At 47.8% G+C, this 18,056-nt stretch carries 19 protein-coding genes; 8 read left to right on the top strand and 11 right to left on the bottom strand.

Annotated features, from left to right (window positions below; genetic code table 11):
- From IMCC21906_RS01860 to IMCC21906_RS16770, 7 genes are all read left to right on the top strand, one after another.
- Positions 1-993 (top strand): GNAT family N-acetyltransferase, encoded by a 993-nt coding sequence (locus tag IMCC21906_RS01860; RefSeq protein WP_052763315.1) that lies wholly within the window; start codon positions 1-3, stop codon positions 991-993.
- Positions 990-1,604, top strand: coding sequence for an IucA/IucC family protein (locus tag IMCC21906_RS17145; RefSeq protein ID WP_052763314.1), 615 nt, complete (start codon positions 990-992; stop codon positions 1,602-1,604). The genes IMCC21906_RS01860 and IMCC21906_RS17145 overlap by 4 nt, the downstream gene beginning before the upstream one ends.
- Positions 1,597-2,796, top strand: coding sequence for an IucA/IucC family siderophore biosynthesis protein (locus tag IMCC21906_RS17140; protein ID WP_052763313.1), 1,200 nt, complete (start codon positions 1,597-1,599; stop codon positions 2,794-2,796). The genes IMCC21906_RS17145 and IMCC21906_RS17140 overlap by 8 nt, the downstream gene beginning before the upstream one ends.
- Positions 2,793-4,082 carry a lysine N(6)-hydroxylase/L-ornithine N(5)-oxygenase family protein gene (locus IMCC21906_RS01850; RefSeq protein WP_047010740.1) on the top strand — a complete coding sequence of 430 codons (1,290 nt, stop codon included), beginning with the start codon at positions 2,793-2,795 and terminating at the stop codon, positions 4,080-4,082. The genes IMCC21906_RS17140 and IMCC21906_RS01850 overlap by 4 nt, the downstream gene beginning before the upstream one ends.
- A 270-nt stretch (positions 4,083-4,352) precedes the next feature.
- Positions 4,353-5,510, top strand: coding sequence for a cyclopropane fatty acyl phospholipid synthase (gene cfa / locus IMCC21906_RS01845; RefSeq protein WP_082117306.1), 1,158 nt, complete (start codon positions 4,353-4,355; stop codon positions 5,508-5,510).
- A 131-nt stretch (positions 5,511-5,641) separates the two neighbouring features.
- Entirely contained in the window at positions 5,642-6,247 is a 606-nt protein-coding gene (locus tag IMCC21906_RS01840; RefSeq protein WP_047010739.1) for a hypothetical protein, read from the top strand.
- A 267-nt stretch (positions 6,248-6,514) separates the two neighbouring features.
- Entirely contained in the window at positions 6,515-6,688 is a 174-nt protein-coding gene (locus IMCC21906_RS16770) for a hypothetical protein (protein ID WP_156165962.1), read from the top strand.
- 54 nt (positions 6,689-6,742) lie between these two features.
- Here IMCC21906_RS16770 and IMCC21906_RS01835 read toward each other — a convergent pair whose 3' ends face one another.
- The 10 genes from IMCC21906_RS01835 to IMCC21906_RS01790 all read right to left on the bottom strand — a co-directional run bounded on the left by IMCC21906_RS01835 (position 6,743) and on the right by IMCC21906_RS01790 (position 15,924).
- A complete protein-coding gene (locus IMCC21906_RS01835) occupies positions 6,743-8,347 on the bottom strand; it encodes an endonuclease (protein WP_047010738.1) in 1,605 nt (534 codons plus the stop codon).
- A gap of 555 nt (positions 8,348-8,902) precedes the next feature.
- On the bottom strand, positions 8,903-9,175 hold the full coding sequence (locus IMCC21906_RS01830; RefSeq protein ID WP_052763312.1) for a cytochrome C oxidase subunit IV family protein: 273 nt from the start codon (positions 9,173-9,175) through the stop codon (positions 8,903-8,905).
- Complete coding sequence (locus IMCC21906_RS01825) at positions 9,175-9,783, bottom strand: cytochrome c oxidase subunit 3 (protein ID WP_052763311.1); 609 nt, start codon at positions 9,781-9,783, stop codon at positions 9,175-9,177. The genes IMCC21906_RS01830 and IMCC21906_RS01825 overlap by 1 nt, the downstream gene beginning before the upstream one ends.
- Positions 9,783-10,583: a hypothetical protein gene (locus IMCC21906_RS01820; protein ID WP_156165961.1), complete on the bottom strand. Its 801-nt coding sequence runs from the start codon at positions 10,581-10,583 to the stop codon at positions 9,783-9,785. Before IMCC21906_RS01820 ends, IMCC21906_RS01825 begins: the two co-directional genes overlap by 1 nt.
- A 245-nt stretch (positions 10,584-10,828) precedes the next feature.
- A complete protein-coding gene (locus IMCC21906_RS01815; protein ID WP_047010736.1) occupies positions 10,829-11,242 on the bottom strand; it encodes a GreA/GreB family elongation factor in 414 nt (137 codons plus the stop codon).
- 472 nt (positions 11,243-11,714) lie between these two features.
- Positions 11,715-12,545: a RimK family alpha-L-glutamate ligase gene (locus tag IMCC21906_RS01810; protein ID WP_047010735.1), complete on the bottom strand. Its 831-nt coding sequence runs from the start codon at positions 12,543-12,545 to the stop codon at positions 11,715-11,717.
- Between the two features lie 136 nt (positions 12,546-12,681).
- Positions 12,682-13,299 carry a TPM domain-containing protein gene (locus tag IMCC21906_RS01805; RefSeq protein ID WP_047010734.1) on the bottom strand — a complete coding sequence of 206 codons (618 nt, stop codon included), beginning with the start codon at positions 13,297-13,299 and terminating at the stop codon, positions 12,682-12,684.
- Between the two features lie 54 nt (positions 13,300-13,353).
- Complete coding sequence (locus IMCC21906_RS17135) at positions 13,354-14,100, bottom strand: YgcG family protein (RefSeq protein WP_047010733.1); 747 nt, start codon at positions 14,098-14,100, stop codon at positions 13,354-13,356.
- Positions 14,100-14,714 carry a LemA family protein gene (locus tag IMCC21906_RS01795; RefSeq protein WP_047010732.1) on the bottom strand — a complete coding sequence of 205 codons (615 nt, stop codon included), beginning with the start codon at positions 14,712-14,714 and terminating at the stop codon, positions 14,100-14,102. The genes IMCC21906_RS17135 and IMCC21906_RS01795 overlap by 1 nt, the downstream gene beginning before the upstream one ends.
- 568 nt (positions 14,715-15,282) lie before the next feature.
- Positions 15,283-15,924, bottom strand: coding sequence for a DUF2959 domain-containing protein (locus IMCC21906_RS01790; protein ID WP_047010731.1), 642 nt, complete (start codon positions 15,922-15,924; stop codon positions 15,283-15,285).
- A gap of 93 nt (positions 15,925-16,017) precedes the next feature.
- Here IMCC21906_RS01790 and IMCC21906_RS01785 point away from each other — a divergent pair, with 93 nt between their 5' ends.
- A complete protein-coding gene (locus tag IMCC21906_RS01785; protein ID WP_156165960.1) occupies positions 16,018-17,448 on the top strand; it encodes a DASS family sodium-coupled anion symporter in 1,431 nt (476 codons plus the stop codon).
- A gap of 93 nt (positions 17,449-17,541) precedes the next feature.
- Here the strand turns inward: IMCC21906_RS01785 and IMCC21906_RS01780 are convergent, their stop codons facing one another.
- Positions 17,542-18,018, bottom strand: a complete 477-nt coding sequence (locus IMCC21906_RS01780) for a hypothetical protein (RefSeq protein ID WP_047010729.1) — start codon at positions 18,016-18,018, stop codon at positions 17,542-17,544.
- Positions 18,019-18,056: the final 38 nt, after the last annotated feature.

The following is an 18,056-nucleotide window of genomic DNA, read 5'->3' as shown; positions in this document are numbered from 1 at the left end:
ATGTCTGCTGTAAGTGCCTTAAACATGGAGGCCCCATTTTCACCAAGCCAAAAATCCAGTATTGCAAGCAAAGAAAAACAGGCCAAAATTTATCGTGTTTTAGAAGATGCTTTAAAGATGGATATCATAGGGAGCGTGGCTTCAGTGAGTTTAGATGAGGAGCCAAACTCAAGCATTGATGGTCTTAATCATCGCGAGCTATCTAATCATATTGCTCAATGGGTATTTAGTCGAAATTTAGATATCAAAAATCTGTCCATTCGCAGCAAGAGTGATCAAATTGGTGATCAAGAAATCTCTCGCAGTGCATTTTTTGAATCAGCGGCGCTTTGGTATCGCGGTGATAATGGTGGCAGCCACCCTGAGATATGGGTAACCGCAGAAAATGGCCTGCGTCACCCGCAACGAAAATTTTTGCCAGAGGGCGAACTTTATCGGCGCCATATTCACAGTCTTGATCTTGATATCAGCTTGCGACTGCTCAATATAGATAGCGATTTAGACATATTCACCGAGTGGATGAATCAACCCAGAGTGGCCGAATTTTGGGAGCAAGCCTGGCCCAAGTCGCAGCAGCGGGAATATCTTCAAAAAACCCTGGCTGACCCGCATAAACAACCTGTTATTGCCTGTTTTGGCAATCAGCCCTTTGCTTACTTTGAAGTTTACTGGGCAATGGAAGATCGTTTAGGACCCTATTATAACGCCAAGCCCTATGACCGAGGAGTGCATTTATTAGTAGGTGATAAGCGCTTTTTAGGGACAAAATATTTTTATGCCTGGATGCACAGCATCAGTCATTTTATGTTTTTGGATGAGCCCCGTACCCAGTGTTTAGTTGGCGAGCCTCGCTACGACAACAAAGCTTTGCTTCGTTATATTCCCAAATTACCCGGTTGGACTTTAGATAAAGAATTTGATTTTCCTCATAAGCGCGCCCGGCTTTTGCTGTGTGATAGGACGCGATTTTTTGCGGAGGCCAAGCTGGGATGATTGATTCGACACTTTGGAAACAGGTAAATCTAGCGCTAATTGCGAAGAGTATTGCCGAGCTGCATTACGAAAAAGCCCTTTCAGTTGTCAGCTATAAGCCGGGTGAGTATGCGTTGCACTTAAAATCAGGTCGAGCATATTGCTTTAGTGCCAATGAAGGAATTTGGGGTCGTCTCAATATTGATCCGGGCAGTTTGATAATGACATCCACTTCAGCAAGGCAAGCAGAAAATCAAGCCGGTGGTGATGCTTTGGATGCCGGGCAATTTTTTGTAAATGCCCAGTCTGAGTTAGAACTCAGTGATGCCGATTTAGGCAACTTGCTACATGAGACCGCAAACACGTTAGCGGCAGATATGTTGTTGCGCCAAGCCCGCAAAAATCATAGTGCCAGAGCTATGGCGTTTATGGCTGACGAGCAGTTGCAGTGCTTGTTGGACGGTCACCCCAAAGCCATTGTTAACAAAGGTAGGATTGGCTGGGGGGCAGAGGACTACCAGCGCTATGCGCCTGAATGCTCAAAGCCCCGGGCCTTGGTATGGTTGGCCGTAGACGCCACGCTATGTAAGTGGTATTGGTGTCGAGCTCGGTTGGGCGTCGTTATTGGATGACAGTTTCAGCACTGGCGATCCGGTCGCAGCCAGGTTACAGAGCTTGATTGGACAAGGTTATTTACCTTTGCCGGTGCATCCTTGGCAGTGGCAACACTATATTCGCCATCATTACGCGGCCCTGTTGGCCACGGAGCAATTAATTTATCTTGGTCCGGTTGGCGACGAATATTTACCGCAGGTGTCATTACGTACCTTGTCCAATCATGATCGCCCCGGCGCGCTGCATATCAAACTGCCGATAACCATTTTAAACACCTCTTGTTTTAGAGGCATTCCAGGCGACTTTATTCACTGTGGTCCTGAGTTGTCTGCATGGATGGCTTCGCTGTGTGCAAAAGATGCTGAGTTGCAGCAGCGGGGAACAGCAGTGATGGAAGAAATCGCCGGGGTCCATGTTCCGCAAGTGCTGCACAATCAGCTTGATGCCAGTCCTTATCGTTATAAAGAAATGCTTGGCGCGACATGGCGACAAAGCCCCGCTAGCCACTGTAAAGCCGGTGAGCGACATATGTTAATGGCCGCCCTCTTACAGTGTGACGAGTCTGGAAAGTCCATCGCCTCCGCATTGATTGAGGAATCGGGAATCCGCCCGGAGCAATGGTTGTCCGAGTTGTTCACGGCGGTCATGGTGCCCCTTTATCATTTGCTGTGTGCCTACGGTGTGGGATTAGTGGCCCATGCCCAAAACCTCACAGTAATGCTAGCGCAGCACCGTCCAAAACGTGTGTTACTAAAAGACTTTCAGGGCGACCTGCGGGTGTTGGACTCTGGAGTTGCAGAGCGGGCGGGCCTACCGGCAAGTGCCGATGTGGTGAAGCGCCTCCCCAGCAATTATTTGATTCACGATCTTTACACCGGCCACTGTGTCACGGTGCTGCGTTTTTTATCGGCTCAGTTGGCAAAAGAAGGGGTGATTGCGGAGCTGGATTTTTATCGACAGCTTGCCAAGGTGTTGCGAGATTATCAGGGGCGGCATCCGGGCTTAGCTCCGGTTTTTGCGGAGCTAAATTTATTTGCCGCCAAAATTGAACGGGTGTGTATCAACCGGGTGCGGCTTAAAGAGGGTTATGGCGACAGCGCCCAGCGTCCAGTACCGATTGTCGATGGCTTTGTTGATAACCCGCTGTATCTCGCTGATTGCCATTTGAAAGCAGATTCTGAAACAACATTAAAGGAGGTATCAATATGAGTGAGATATTGGATTTTGCTGGTATAGGTGCGGGTCCTTTTAATCTGGCTGTTGCCGCCTTGCTACAAGGCCAAGCCTGCCGTAGTCAGTTTTTTGAGGCCAAGCAACAATTTGATTGGCACCCCGGCTTGATGTTGCCTAATGCCATGATGCAGACCTCCTATCTGAAAGATTTGGTGACCCCGGTTGACCCGACCAACCCCTACAGCTTCTTAAATTACTTGGTGGCCAAGCGGCGTTTTTATGATTTTATGAATGCAGAGCAGGACGCGGTGAGTCGTCAGGAATATGCAGACTACTTGGGGTGGGTGGCCAATAAGCTGCCCAATTTACAGTTTTCCAGCTCGGTGGAATCTGTGGAGGACCGAGGCGACCACTTTTTATTGCAGCTGCCAGAAGGGCAGGTTCGTAGTCGACGGCTTTGTGTAGGGGCGGGGAAACGTCCGTATGTACCAGAAAACTGTAAGCACTTACTTTCACCAAAGTGCTTTCATGCTATAGATATAGCCAAGCGAAACCTAAACGTCGCGGCTAAACGGGTGGCGGTGATTGGAGGTGGTCAAACCGGTGCCGAAATCGTATTAAATCTGCTCAATCATCATTGGGGTGAGCCAGCCGAGGTTAGTTGGGTGTCACGCCGCAGCAATTTTTTGCCCTTGGATGAAACGCCATTTAGCAACGACTGGTTTACACCCAATTACGTTGCCTGCTTTCGACAGTGGAATACCCAGCAACGTGCAAAACTGCTTAGGGAGCAAAAGCTGGCTTCTGACGGTATCTCCCCTATCACCTTAAAGGCGTTGTACCAGCGATTTTATCAACTCACCCATTTGCAGAAAGACGGCACCCGCTTGGGGCTATATCCGGGACGCTGTTTGGAAAAGCTGAGCCACAGCGGTCAATATCAATTGGCTCTGCAAAATAATTTTAATGGCGATGCAGAGTTATTGAATGCCGATATGATTATTCTCTGTACGGGATTGGAAGAGTGTCTGCCTGCCTGCTTGGGGGATATTGGCTACCTACTTGCACGAGACGAGGGTGGCCAGCTACAGCTCCAAGATGATTTTTCGGCAAGGCTACCCGGCCAGAAACAAAGTCGGCTCTATCTTTTAAATATGGGACGGCACTCCCACGGTATTGCTGAGCCTCAGCTGAGTCTTTCCGCATGGCGGGCAGCCTGTGTGGTGAATAGTGTGCTGGGTAAAACGCTTTACGACACGGGTCAGGCGACGGGTTTCACCCATTGGCAAACACCTAGTTTGCGTAAAGCTCAGGTCGCATAATTACTGGCTGGCAGCGGCGGTATTTGCCGTCGTTGTTGGGCATATTGAACCTGGCATTGTTGCCTATTCTTCGGTATTGATTAGACATTCCCGCCAACGCATTGCAGTATTAGAGCCATACCGTCGCGCAAGCAGCCCATGGAATGGGCCCGTTTTTTGCTGGTTTTTTAAGAAACCCGATGGTGGCTTGAGGGGCCTGCGCGCAGCTAGGCCTTTTAAGTACTGAGCACAGCATTGATTCACATCCAATAGGATTGAGGAGGCGAAGCAGTGGGCAGTGTCGTTAAAACGCGCAATGAGAAAACTACCTTTAAAGGCAGCCCCTATGCTGTTTTTGAAGCCTTGTTAAACAAAGCGGATATCGAAATCAACGGTTCACGCAGTTGGGATCTTCAATTGCATGATAAACGCTTTATTCCCAGGTTAATCACCCAAGGCAATCTGGCGCTGGGCGAAGCCTATATGGCAGGTCTGTGGGATGTGCGACGGTTGGATGAATTCTTCTTTCGAATATTACGCCACGGTATCGATCGGCAAATTAAACCCCGACAGATGTTGATTGATTCACTGCGAGCGCGCTTGTTTAACCTGCAAAGTTTATCCCGCGCCTTTCAGGTGGGTGAGCAGCATTACGATATTGGTAATACCGTGTATGAGGCCATGCTGGACTCTCGGCTAACCTACACCTGTGGTTACTGGAAAAATGCCGCCAATCTTGAACAGGCTCAAACCGATAAGCTGGATCTGGTCTGCAAAAAAATGGCCCTGCGACCCGGCATGAAAATATTGGATATCGGCTGTGGTTGGGGCAGCTTTATGGCCTACGCCGCCGAGCACTATGGTGTGGAGTGTGTCGGAGTCACAGTGTCAAAAGAACAGGCGGATTGGGCCAAGCAACAGTATCAAAGTCTGCCTTTAACATTCTGGTTGCAAGATTACCGAGAGGTTCAAGGCCAGTTCGATCGCATCATCAGTCTGGGCATGTTTGAACATGTGGGACGCAAAAATCACCAGACGTTTATGAATGTCGCCCGGCGTTGTTTAAAAGACAACGGCTTGATGTTATTGCATACCATTGGCAAAAATAACCGTCGCTCGGTGCCCGATGCCTGGGTAGACCGCTATATTTTTCCCAACGGGGATCTGCCCAGTATGGGACAAATTGGCGATGCCGCCGATAATCTGTTTGTCACCGAAGATGTTCATAATTTTGGGGCCGATTACGACAAAACCTTAATGGCATGGCATCGCAATTTTGAAATAGCTTGGCCAGAAACACTCGCCCCAAAATTTGATACGCGCTTTTATCGCATGTGGCGTTATTATCTACTGAGTTGTGCGGGCGCGTTTCGGGCCAGGGATATTCAATTGTGGCAGTGGGTGTTTTCTCCCTCGGGAGAACTAGGTGGATATAAGCGTATAAGCTGAGGTAAGACCTTGAAAAAGAGTGTGCCATTGAACGCAATTGCTCAAAAAAACACTGAGCAGAAAATGCTAACACCGCAAACCCGTAAAACGGCTTAACTGGGCAATCATACTTTTTTAAGAGTATTAGGAACATGACACAGCGGTCAAAAATTCTGCTCAGCGGCTTTGATGCTTTCGGCAAGCTGCATCGTAATACCTCGCAAGCCATTGTTGAAGCCATTATCGCCACGCAAACAAGCGGAAGCATTCTTTATAGCGCCATTTTGCCAACCTCGTATGAGAGATCTTTTGTTACCTTAAGCGCGCTGATCACAGAGTTGCAACCCGATTTTATCGTTATGCTCGGTGTAGCCTCAAGCAGCCAGGATATTAGAATTGAGCAGCAGGCCCATAACCGGTTATCCACCAAAATAGAAGATAACGATGGTTATGTACCCCAGGCACCCTATATTTCTGCGAGTGCTTGCGACGTTTTGCACACCGCTGTTGATACTAAAAAGCTCCAAGCTACATTGGCCAATCAGAAGCAGCATTGCGTGATATCGGAAGATTGTGGTGACTATGTATGTAATTTTCTTTATTACAATGTGCTGTCAGATATCAAGGAAAAGCAACTTTCCAGCAAAGCCTTATTTGTGCATGTTCCCCATATTCTTGACGGCAGGCTTAATGAACAGGCTGAGTTCGACAGCTTGACCAAAAGCATTAAGCACATTCTGTTAACGTTCACAGAATAATTTATCGAGTTACTTTAGAAAATAAGTAAGGACGCTTTATTAATAAAAAGGTTTTCAGGGTTTTTTATTCTTGCTGTTATTGTCACTGCACTGTGGATCGGCTCAGGATTATTTTTTATAAAAGTATGGGATTCCACTAAATGCATCAAAGGCAGGCGACATTTTTGCTAGGTAATTTTTACGGTATGGCTTCAGTCGCTGGATGTAAAAACGAATCAGGAGAGCCTAAATAAATCAATGTAAGCTAATCGTCAGTCATTAGAAATCATGGCTTTAAGCGCATTAATTCAAGAGGCTGACTGTGCTCTGTTGCCTTATGAGCGATGGGAAAAATCTGACAATGCTGGCGACTATAAAAATGCTAAAGCAAAAGTTCGTGAATCACTTAGTGATCATCGGGTTAAGCTGGAAAAATTATTAAATAATCTTGAAAGCACCTAAAAACAATATGAATATCACTGCGGCAGCAATGCTACCGCAGTGAAGTAAGTTTGCTTAATTCCCCCAGATTTCACTAACCAGTTCAGGGTGATCGATAAAGGGGTTGCGGTTACCTTGATAGGAATAAGCAGCGTTATTACGGTCGATTTCTTTCTGGCTGACGGGGTCTTGAGCGTGCCATCTTTTCAGCATATCCAGAGCCCAAGGTTCAAATACGGTATTGGCATTTCCGTTTAGTACGGCATCGCTGCTGCTGGTATTATTTTCCCATCCAGCAATAACATTTTCGTAGCGTGTTGCCATGTAAAAATACGCGCGAGCTAAGTCGCCTTTGAATTCATCGATGGGTTCGAATACGGTGCCGCCGTATCCTAGGTTTGAAGTCGCACTTCCAAGTTTGGAGGCATTTTGTGAGGTAAAGCTTGCTGATGCCACTTCACCATAAGGGTAGCTACCTCGCTTGGAGTTGACATAGCCGTCGCTGGCAAAAATGTGATGAACGTCAGAGTTCATGGGTTCTAGGGAGCCGCCAAACCAGCTACGTGGAAAGCTGTGTTCACGGTTATAGCAGTCAGATTCACTGTTGTAGTTTCCACATTGTGAGCCACTGTTGCTGTAAATGTAGGGGTCACTACCAGTAGGATTTTCCGAGTAAATATCCAGTAGAGAACCGTCATTTTCAAAGTAGTTATCACGCTCGTTGTTATTATAAAAACTCCACAACGCGCTGTAACCTTGAGATGAATGTCCCTTGATGATGTTATAGAGTTCGGTTTTAAGCGCGTATCCACTAAGCCCGTCAGCACTGGCGTAATAGCCGCTGAGATTAGCGCCGTCGCCAGAAGGGCTTCCCCCAACATTAAAGCTTGTGGTTTCTGCACTCGCAAATTGACCGCCATTTGCGACGATATTACTGTCTATTGTAAGGGTATAAGCACCGCTGCCTACATTGCAGCAAATACCATCGCCATAGCTGTCAAAGATGGTAAAGCGGTAGTTGTCATTGCTCAGGCAGAATTCTTCAGTGTAGCTCGTATTGCTGCTGTAGCCGCTGCCGTTGGCTATTATGGCATTGACGCTATTGGCAATTTCCCAACTGGTTTCGCCGCCGTAGTTGTCAGTGTCTAGTGCCAGTGTTCCTACAGTTTCGTTGCAACTACCACCGCTGGAGCTGCTGGTTACGGGGGCATAGTCGTCAACGTAGACGTCCTCACTGCCGTCAAATCCGCTTACGTCATAAAATCGTAGCCCCACTTCTATGGTGCCAGTGGTGTTAGCCGTGTAGCTATACGAAATTTTTTGCCACTGATTAACTTCGGAAGGGTCAGAGTAAGCTTGATAACCATCGACATAGAGGCGAGCTTTTACACCGCCTTCGCTGTGTTTTACCCAAACACTAAAAGTATAACTGCTGCCGGAGGTGATGCTGACATTCTGACGAAAATCGGTATTACTCTGAGTGGCAGTATTGACAGTCACTTTAGCGGAGTGGCTGCCAGTATGAACTTCCGAAGAAGATGGGCTTAGGCTGATACCACTGTCTACTGTGGTCCAGCCGTCTGCTGAATTACCTGTCCAGTTTTCAAAATCACCATTACTGACTAGGGCTTGCGTAGACAAGCTGCTTAGCATCAATGTAGTGGCTAGTAGTTTCTTCATTATGGCCTCCCCGTTTAATTCTTATCAGCACGCTGAATATTTTTGAACGCTTGAGTTTATAGAGCGAGTGTGACAAAGAGGCAAAAGAACTGTGACAGCAGGGGAAATATTATCTCTAATAAGATAGTTAATAATTTCCGTTAGTATATTGAATAAGCAAGCCTGATTTTTGAGAAATCAAAAACCGTATTTGGGTTGGGAGAATAGAATATTATTAGGGTTATCGAAAAAAAAGATCAGCCATCTCACCGAGATGGCTGATCATCGAGAGTTAACGTATAAATATTAAGGCACCTCTGATTAATATCGGTGATATCTCAAGCTTAGCCAAAAGCGGCTCAACAAGGCGCCGACATGAAGGAATGCTGGTTGCCTTTCAAGTGGCGGCAACGCAGTTGAGCCGTTTTTGGCTAAGCCCCGAGGGGCGGGTCTCTGGCGCACACTGGACTGCGTTGCCATGCTCATTAAGGACAACCAGCCTTAATCTTCGCATCGCGCCTTGCCAGTGCGCGCCAGAGACTCCGTTGAAACATTACCGAATTAATCAGAGGTGCCTTAAGCTGTAAGCCAAAGATAGAGAATGATAGCCGTGGTAAGCAATATCCACGCATCGTAGCTTAATCGTAATATTAGAGGAGCTGATCTCAGCTCCATATAATAGCTGAGGATTAACCGTGTTTTGAATGCCGCTACCAGCATTACAATAACCGCGCCCCACTGTGCAAAAATAAGGTTATGATCCCCCACCCAGGTTGTTGCAAGGCTGGCTATAATTAATAACAACCAAACCACGGCAGCCGTTTTAGTACTCATTTGTGTGCTGTTCATTATGCCCCCAACAAATAGAGAAGTGGAAAGATGGAGATCCAAAGAAAGTCGACCATATGCCAGTAGAGGGCAACGGATTTGAAGTTGCCAAGAAACTCTTCATCGATGACTTCTTTTTTAGATTTATGAAATATTGCTGATAATGCAATCATTCCGCCAATGAAGTGAAGAAAATGCGCTCCTGTCAGAGTGTAGTAAAACATAAAAAATTCATTGCTATGCATGGTTAAACCATCAGCAATTTTGCCGCTATATTCAAAGCCTTTGCTAACGGCAAAACCTGCACCAATGACAATAGCGAATAACACCCAGCGCCGCATATCTGCAACTTTGCCAGCTTTACCCGCATTAAATGCAAGCACAACAAAGAAACCACTGGTGATAAGTATCAGTGTGTTGATAATTCCTGACCAGGGGTTGAGAAGAGCTGCAGACTGATTAAATGTTTCCAGGTCTTGGGACCGTTTCAGCATAAAATCAATAAATATCCCACTAAACACAAAAATGTCGGCAAGCATAAAAAAATGCACACCCGCTGAAATTTGGCTGGATATGGATTGATCTTTGGTTTCATTCCAGGGGAGTGTTGAATTTTGAGAATTTGACATTAGGCCACCTCTTTTTGAACGGGGCTGAAATCATGAGCTGAGGGTGAGAGATTATTCATTTTTAACAAGGTTTCTCTCTCGTTATATAAGCGTGGAATAGCTTTCCATGTGTAGTAAGAAATAATGACGATGTAAAAAAACCACACTAAAAATTCAACCCAAAAATTCAACCAGCCCTGGCGAGCAAAAAGACCAGATTTAAAAAATGGCATTAACAATTCAAAAAGAAAGCTGGCGCCAGCCCAAATAGAAAACCAACACGCCCACTTTGGAAACAGCACGTTTTTGCGTCGGTCAGTTAAGCCTGCAACACCGATGGCGACCATTGGAATAGTGGTGATGGCGTAGAACATGTCGATCAGCAGCCAACCCTGGTCATACAGCATTTGCAGCATATAGGGAGGCAAGGATTCTGGTCGATAAGAAGCCGTTAACCAGAACACGGATGATGTAATTAGCGGTACCACTGTCAGGCCGCCACCCCACATTTGCAGTGTTGACCAAATATCGTTTTTATTGGGGTTTATCCATTGCATCACTTTTGTAATGGATAGGGTCCAAGGTAAGTAAAGTACGCCAAACAACATGGCACCCGCCATGGCAGCTCTTGTGGAATTGTAGTTTTCTCTAAAATGGGCGGCCATCTGATCAGCTGTCCAATCCGCAGGAATGGGTGGAACATTGAAGCCCAGATACCCCCAAAAAAATAAAAAACAGGCGAGAAAAACGGGACCCATAGCGCAGCATACGCGCCAGTACTTGAAATATTCCTCATTACTCATATGTGGAAGAACATTCATAACATTGCTCCTTGATGGCGAAATTCTTAGCTTATTATCATTGCATATATCAATGGCTGGAAATTACACCCTGTTGAATATTTTGTCAATAAGCAATTGAGTAAAATATCAATAATGTTGCGACAAGCTCAGAACGTCATGCCTAATTTGGACGCGTGTGCCTTTATTTCAGTGTCTATAACGCAATGCATTACAACTTTGTAATGCTGCGAGATTTTCCATACCTGTGAACATTAGTGATGGTGTTAATAGACGTATTTAATACTCTCAGAATAATCTTGCTGTGGTAGGTCAACTGACACTACTTTAAGAAGTAGTGATTTGCCGTGGAGCAGTGGCCAGCAAACGGTATCGCCGATGGAGGTGCCGAGTAAGGCAATGCCAACGGGCGATAATATAGACACCCGCATTTTTATAACGTCGGACTCCCAAGGCATTACGATACAGACCTTGCGGGTATTTCCCGTGGCAATTTCTTGGTAGAGAACTTCTTTAAACAATCTTACAACGGTAGTAGGTGTGTCCTCGTCTTTAGCAATTTCACAGCGCGTAAGCTTACTGAGCAGCTCCATTGTTGCGGTTGATCGATTTGTTGAAATTAATTTTTTAATTTTTAAGTAGTCTGATTCACTGATAACAAGATCGCTTTCGTAATTCATGGCAACATTTTCTCTTTAAAAAAACACAGGTGTGCAAAAACCGCCCAAGTTTGAGCTTAGTAACGCGGTGTGATTTTTTGTGTCTGCCGACTAAAATTCTGCTTTTAGTCGGCGAAAGAGAGAAAGGCCCTAACGACAAATTTTACCGTAGGCTGGCGAGAAGATTTTGGCGGTAATTTATTGTTCTGATTCATCTCTGTCATAGTGGACATATTAGAAATTAAATCAACATGATTTATTTTTTATTACTAATCTAAAATTTTTAATGCAGGCAACGCCATTTATAATGTGTACCGATTATGGGAGAACGCTACTCTCATATCGCCATGGCAGTGCGGCTTTCTCAGTAAAATTTTTGAGCTGTTTATTTCGTAGCCCAGAAGAAAGATGCATGAATTTTGAACGAATCAAGATGGTGCACTAATGGGGTGTGGAAGGCAAGTATTCGCACTAAAATAGTGCCTTTGCTGAGTTAGGCAGCCCGCTTGAGTGGCCGACGGTTGCTTATTGGACGATTAGGAAAGTTTGGTCCTGTAGGTGTAGATTCCCGGTTCAGATAGTCAATGATGGCGTCCCGCAGTCGTGCATCTCCTCCTTCTATACCTTGATTGCCAAACAGACGGTTAAATTCCAGTATGTAGGGATGATCACCGACCATAGCAATATCAAACCCGGCATGGTTAATCCCCAAGGTTTTGGCGAGGTTCAGTGCCAAATCAATGGCGGGTTGGGGAACAGGGCTGCGATCAATAAAGCCCCCTTTGCTGACGTTGTTATAAAACCCTCTTGTTGCCTGCTGCCGCCAATAGGCCGCAATAAGTTGATCGCCAATAATGACAATGCGGATATCCCGGTCGATGGGCAGGTATTCCTGTACATAGAGTACATCGCTGCGATGGAGATACTCGCGCCAGTCCTGTTTATCATTGATTAGCCAGACGCCGTCACCTTGAGAAGATTTGGGCAGCTTGGCGACAAAGGGCAGCAGCATTTGTTGCCACAGTTGTTCGGCATTGTCAGGGGTATTGGCTTGGATAATGGTTAATGGAGTATGGGAGGGCGCGACCAACTCAAAGGCCCGGGTCATTTCAATTTTGTTATGGCCGAGGTGATAACTGGCTTCGCTGGGAAAGACTTTGGCATTCAGGCCGTAGCGTAAGGCATTGAGCTGCCAGTATTCAGGAAACAACACCCAGTCAGCAGCACCGATTTGATCTCGGTATTTAAAGAGTTGTTCTGGTTTGAGCTGCAGGGTATCTGCAAAGCCCAGGGTGCGAAAAATATCGAAAGAAACCCATGCCATGATGTTTGCACAGAAAGAAAAGGTCTGCCTTTTTAGGGCAGCTTCAGGGAGCGGTCAATAGTTTAAGACTGGTAGTTTTGCCGTGCTGATGTGGGTGCATGTGGGGCCGAGCAAAACCGGCCCCATTCAGGAAGGGTCAGTCCAGGATCACCAAGTGATTCGGCAATTCATTTTTAGTTTGGCTGGCAGGCAGTGCCCGCCCGAGTTCTTCGCCACAGCTGGCGATGCAATGCAGAAAGCCATCCAAGGTTTTACCTTCTTTAACCTGCTGGGTGAAACGCGCCACAATGCTCTGCCATTGACTGTCGGGGATTTTGGCCGAAATGCCCCGGTCGACCAGAATCTCTACATAGCGCTCGGTCTCTGACACAAAAATCAGCATGCCGGTTTCGCCTTTGGTGTGGTGAAGGTTTTGCTGTAAAAACTGCCGCCGGGCCATGTTGCTGGCGCGCCAGTGGCGAACCGATTTTGGCACCAGTTGCGGGCCGAAAAAAGGCAGCCTAAACAGCAATGCCAAAATAATAAACAAACTCCATTGGCTGAGAATTAACTGATGCATACCCAGCCAGCCGGAATAATAGTTAATGGCACCGGGCAGGATCAGCGCCATCATTCCCGCCCAAAGCAGGGGGATATAGCTGTAATCGTCGGATTGCCGCGCGAGCACGGTAACCAGCTCCGCATCGGTTTGTGCTTCGGCATTGCGAATTGCCTCGGCGACCTGATCTTGTTCTGTTTGGCTTAGTAGGCTCATTTGCACTCCATTATAGAAACCGTGGGGACGTGTTTTGGATCAAGCACGGGGAACTTACCAACCACCGCTGGCACCGCCGCCGCCGAAACCGCCGCCTCCTCCACCGAAGCCGCCTCCGCCAAATCCACCCCCACCGCCAAAGCCACCGCGATGACTGCCGCCCAGCATGGAGCCTAGCAATAACCCGCCCAGCAAGCCTCGACCACCACGGCCGCCACCGCCCAGCATCATTAATACAACAAACAGCATCAGTAAGCCGCCCAGAGCAGGGGGCGCTTTGCCTGTTTGTTTGGCATTGCCTTGGGCTGGGAGGCTCTCTCCGCCCAGCACTTTAATCATGGCATCTACGCCTTGGCTGATACCGGTGTCGAACTGACCTTGGCGAAAAGCAGGGGTGATGATTTGAAAGATAATTTGTGAGCTGATGGCGTCAGTTAACTGGCCTTCAAGGCCATAACCCACCTCTATCCGCACTTCACGCTCCTGTTTGGCAACAATCAGCAGTGCGCCGTTGTTTTGGTCTTTTTGGCCGATGCCCCACTCGCGGCCAAGCTGATAACCGTAGTCTTCAATGCTGTTGCCTTGAAGGTCATTAACAGTGACCACTACCAGCTGGTTGCTGGTGGCGCGTTCGTGACCGGCAAGCTTTTCACTCAGGCTGCGCTCAGTGGCGGTAGAAAGCATATTCGCTTCATCGACTACCCGGCCGCTCAGTTTGGGAAAGTCGATTTCTGCTAAGGCTAAGCTGCTAAACAACATGCATGCGCTGAGTAGCCAAAGCTGGGGACGGAGAAAAAACATTAGAATTCAACCTTGGGCGCTTGTTCGGCGTTTTCGGTAGTGGCTTCAAAGCTTTCGCGAATTTCCAGATCGCTGTACATCATGCTGTGCCAGAGCCGGCCGGGAAAGGTACGAATCTCGGTGTTGTACTTCTCCACAGACTTAATGTAATCCCGGCGAGCCACCGCGATGCGGTTTTCGGTCCCCTCAAGCTGAGACTGCAGGGCGAGAAAGTTCTGGTTGGACTTGAGATCGGGGTAGCGTTCTGACACCACCATTAAACGGCTCAAGGCACCGCTGAGTTTGTTCTGGGCTTTATCAAAAGCCTGCATTTTTTCGGCATTGCCCAAATCATCGGTATTCAACTGAATGGACGTGGCTTTGGCGCGCGCTTCAATAACGGCGGTAAGCGTTTCTTTCTCTTGAGCGGCAAAACCTTTCACTGTTGATACCAGGTTAGGCACCAGATCCGCTCGGCGCTGGTATTGGTTTTCGACCTGTCCCCACGCTGATTTTACTTGTTCGTCGTAGGTGGGAATATTGTTAATACCGCAGCCGCTAAGTATCAGCATACTGAGGATAAAACTGATTAATGTGAGGCGTTGCATCTTGCGCCCAGTGATCATTGTCGTCATTGCCGGAAATCTCCCGTTCCAAAGGCACCACCATAGTATCGATTACACCATGGTACCTATAAGAGTGGGGACTGTGGAGATTGTTTCCAAGGTTTGGACAATTGATGACAACAAGACTGGATTTGAGGTGGAGATTCGATTCAGCAAAGTCTCAATCCCGTCAGAGCCGCGAAGGCGAGTAACTGACGTCGCCGGGCTTTCTGGATTCCGGATCGCTGTAAAGCGGGTTCGGAATGACGAGCTTGATGTAAGGGAGTCGACCAGATTTTTGTCTCCCCGGTATTGCGTCGACAGTTTGTTCGGAAACACTCTGGTTTTGCTTCATCGGAGCTTAAAAAGTAACGAAAACCGAATGTTGCCGAGTAGGACCCGGCTCATAAAGTTTAAAACGCAGTCATACCCACGTCTGCAGGTATCCAGTAAGTGGCTGGCGGAGTTGGATTTTCTGGACTCGGAGTCACTAAACCCCTGTGAAAATGACAACGCAGGCGTACTCTTTTGTGAATGGCGTGTGTTCTACGCGCATTTGCAATTCTGCTTGAGCACGTCGAACACGACGCCAAGTTCACTAACGCAATTGAGCAATAAAACTATCCGATTCTTTAATGGCATTGTTCATGGCATTAAGCAGCGAAGAGACGTCCCGGTCGATGCTGTTCAGCTCGCCTTTCAGGGCGCCAATGGCGGACGCATTAAGATTGTGCTTCAGGTAAAGCACATTATCCTGCAGTGCTGACAGGACTGGCTCCATGCTTTTTTCGGCCTTGCGCATGCTGCTGATCAGACTTTTGTAGCGGCGTTGAGTGTCTGCCAATTTGGCTTTGCTCTCGTTGCGCAGACGGGCATTGCTGTAGAGTTCTAATTCGTCTTGCCACTCATCGAACAGGGCTTCGGCCACCGATTCGACTTTATCAATGCGGTCGCGGATTTCCTCGGCGGCCTCGACGCTATCTTCATATTCGCCGTTGAGGCGGTCGTAGAGCTCTTCTAGGTCGCCGCCCTTAAAATTGACCACGCTGCGAAATTGGGTGAGGGCGTCTTGAAACTCTACCTGAGCATCTGCCTGAGATTCTTTGGCTTCGTCTACGCGATCAACCAGAATATCGCGTTTGTGAACACCGACTTTCTCCATGGCGTTGTAGTAAGTGGACTGGCAGCCAATAAGACCTCCCAGCAGTAACACGGTTGTACAGATACGGATAAAATTCATAAGCCCTACGATTTAAATAGATTACGGCAAAGATGGTAGCCTTGCAGACCGGCAGTCGCAAACAATAATCACCTTGTTATGGTTGGCTCAAGCATGAAAGTTACGCGCCTACAATTAATGGCATGGTTTCCTCAATTACTTGGGCCATTAGTATTTTCAGTGACTTTACTGCTTCCTGCGCCAGCGGGTTTGGCGGACCCCGCTTGGCGGGTGGCAGGAATGGGCTTGTGGATGGCGGTTTGGTGGGCCAGTGAGGCAATCCCGATTCCCGCCACGGCACTGCTGCCCCTCATCCTTTGCCCGTTATTGGGTATAGCGGATTTGACCGAAGTGGCACCGGCTTACGCGCACCCGATTATCTTTTTGTTTTTTGGTGGCTTTGTGCTGGGTATTGCCATGCAGCGCTGGAATTTACACCGGCGTATTGCGCTGTTTATTTTAAAACGATCTGGAGGTGAAGCGAGGGCGCAGATTGCTGGCTTTATGCTGGCGACAGCTTTTTTGAGCATGTGGGTCAGCAATACCGCCACCAGCGTGATGATGTTACCCATTGCCCTGTCAGTGCTGGCTTATCATTCAGGTAATAGCCGCCAGGCCAATAATTTTCGTAAAACCCTTTTATTGGCTGTGGCCTATAGTGCCAGCATTGGCGGCATGGCTACTTTAATTGGCACGCCGCCAAATGCCTTGCTGGCGGCGTATATTAAAGACAGCCACGGTATTGAAATTGGCTTTGCGCAATGGATGCTGGTCGGCTTGCCTATCTCCCTGTGCTTGTTGGTCTTTGTGTGGTGGTGGCTGTGCCGGGGCCCGCTGCCCACGCTAAAGGCGCAAGGCTCAGACCAGCTTTTCAATACCGAACTGAGTGACATGGGCAGCATAAGCAAAGCAGAACAGCGGGTATTGACGGTGTTTTTACTCACCGCCACGGCGTGGATTCTTCGGCCATTGTTAAGCCAATACTTGCCGGGATTAAACGATACGGTTATTGCGATTATCGCCGCCGTCGCTTTTTTTATTTTGCCATCAGGAATAAAAGGTAAGCGCTTACTAACATGGGGTGATCTGCAAAGTCTGCCTTGGGGCGTACTGATACTGTTTGGTGGTGGCCTGGCATTGGCGGCGGTTATTAAAAGCAGCGGGTTGGCTGAATGGATTGCCCAAAGCTTAGATTTGTTGGCGGTTATGCCAATGCTATTTATTATCTTAGGTTTGGTGGCGGTCATTGTCTTTCTAACCGAGTTGAGCTCCAACACGGCAACAACAGCTGCCTTCTTACCATTGATGGGTGCTTTGGCTGTTGCTCAAGGCCACTCGCCATTACTTTATGCGGTGCCCGTTGCCCTGGCAGCCTCCTGCGCTTTTATGATGCCGGTGGCGACGCCGCCAAATGCGGTGGTGTTTTCCAGTGGGCAGGTGAGTATTAAAGATATGGTGCGGGCAGGATTGATGATAAATCTGTTTGCTATTTTACTGTTGAGTTTTCTGGGTTTGTGGGTGGTGGAGGGGGTACTGGTTTCTTAAGGCTAGCTCGTACTAATCGGAGTGGCACTGCTGTTGTTGGAACGATGGATTGCCGGCAATTTACCCGATTTACGTTTTAACCTCCCCCGTCCTTCAATCCGTTTGTAAGCTCTCTCCGGTAGGTAATGTTGGCTTATCGATGATGCGCTGAGGTTGTTGTAGGGCTAATATAAATCGACAGACCACCAAGGTTAACACCGCACCCATCGAGCATATCATCCACAGCAGTCCTGCCAGTTTGATAGTGGGGTAAAGGCTTAGCAGCGATTTGGCTTCTAGGGCAAAGGCAATACCAGCAATAGGGGCTGCTAGTGCTGATAGCAATACTGCCCAAAACCCTGGGACTTGGCGGGCTGATTCTCGAAGAGGCCACAGCATGGCCGACAGGCTTGCGCCAACAGATGCTAATAATATCCCGCATACCCATGGCGTAATGTTGATAAGACCACCGGCAGGTAAGCCCGACCACAGCCCCAAGCTAATAACCATCCAGCACAGCAGCGTGGGCCGCCACAGTTTGGTGAGCAGCTCGTTGGTGGAATGGGTCGTTTGGGCGGAGGAATGGGTCATGCAATCAATACGCAGAAATGCTTGAGGCTCGATCAGGC

Source organism: Spongiibacter sp. IMCC21906, from assembly GCF_001010805.1.
GTDB lineage: Bacteria > Pseudomonadota > Gammaproteobacteria > Pseudomonadales > Spongiibacteraceae > Spongiibacter.
The sequence above is the reverse complement of the archived record's forward strand: the minus strand, read 5'-3'. Positions and strand labels throughout refer to the sequence as shown.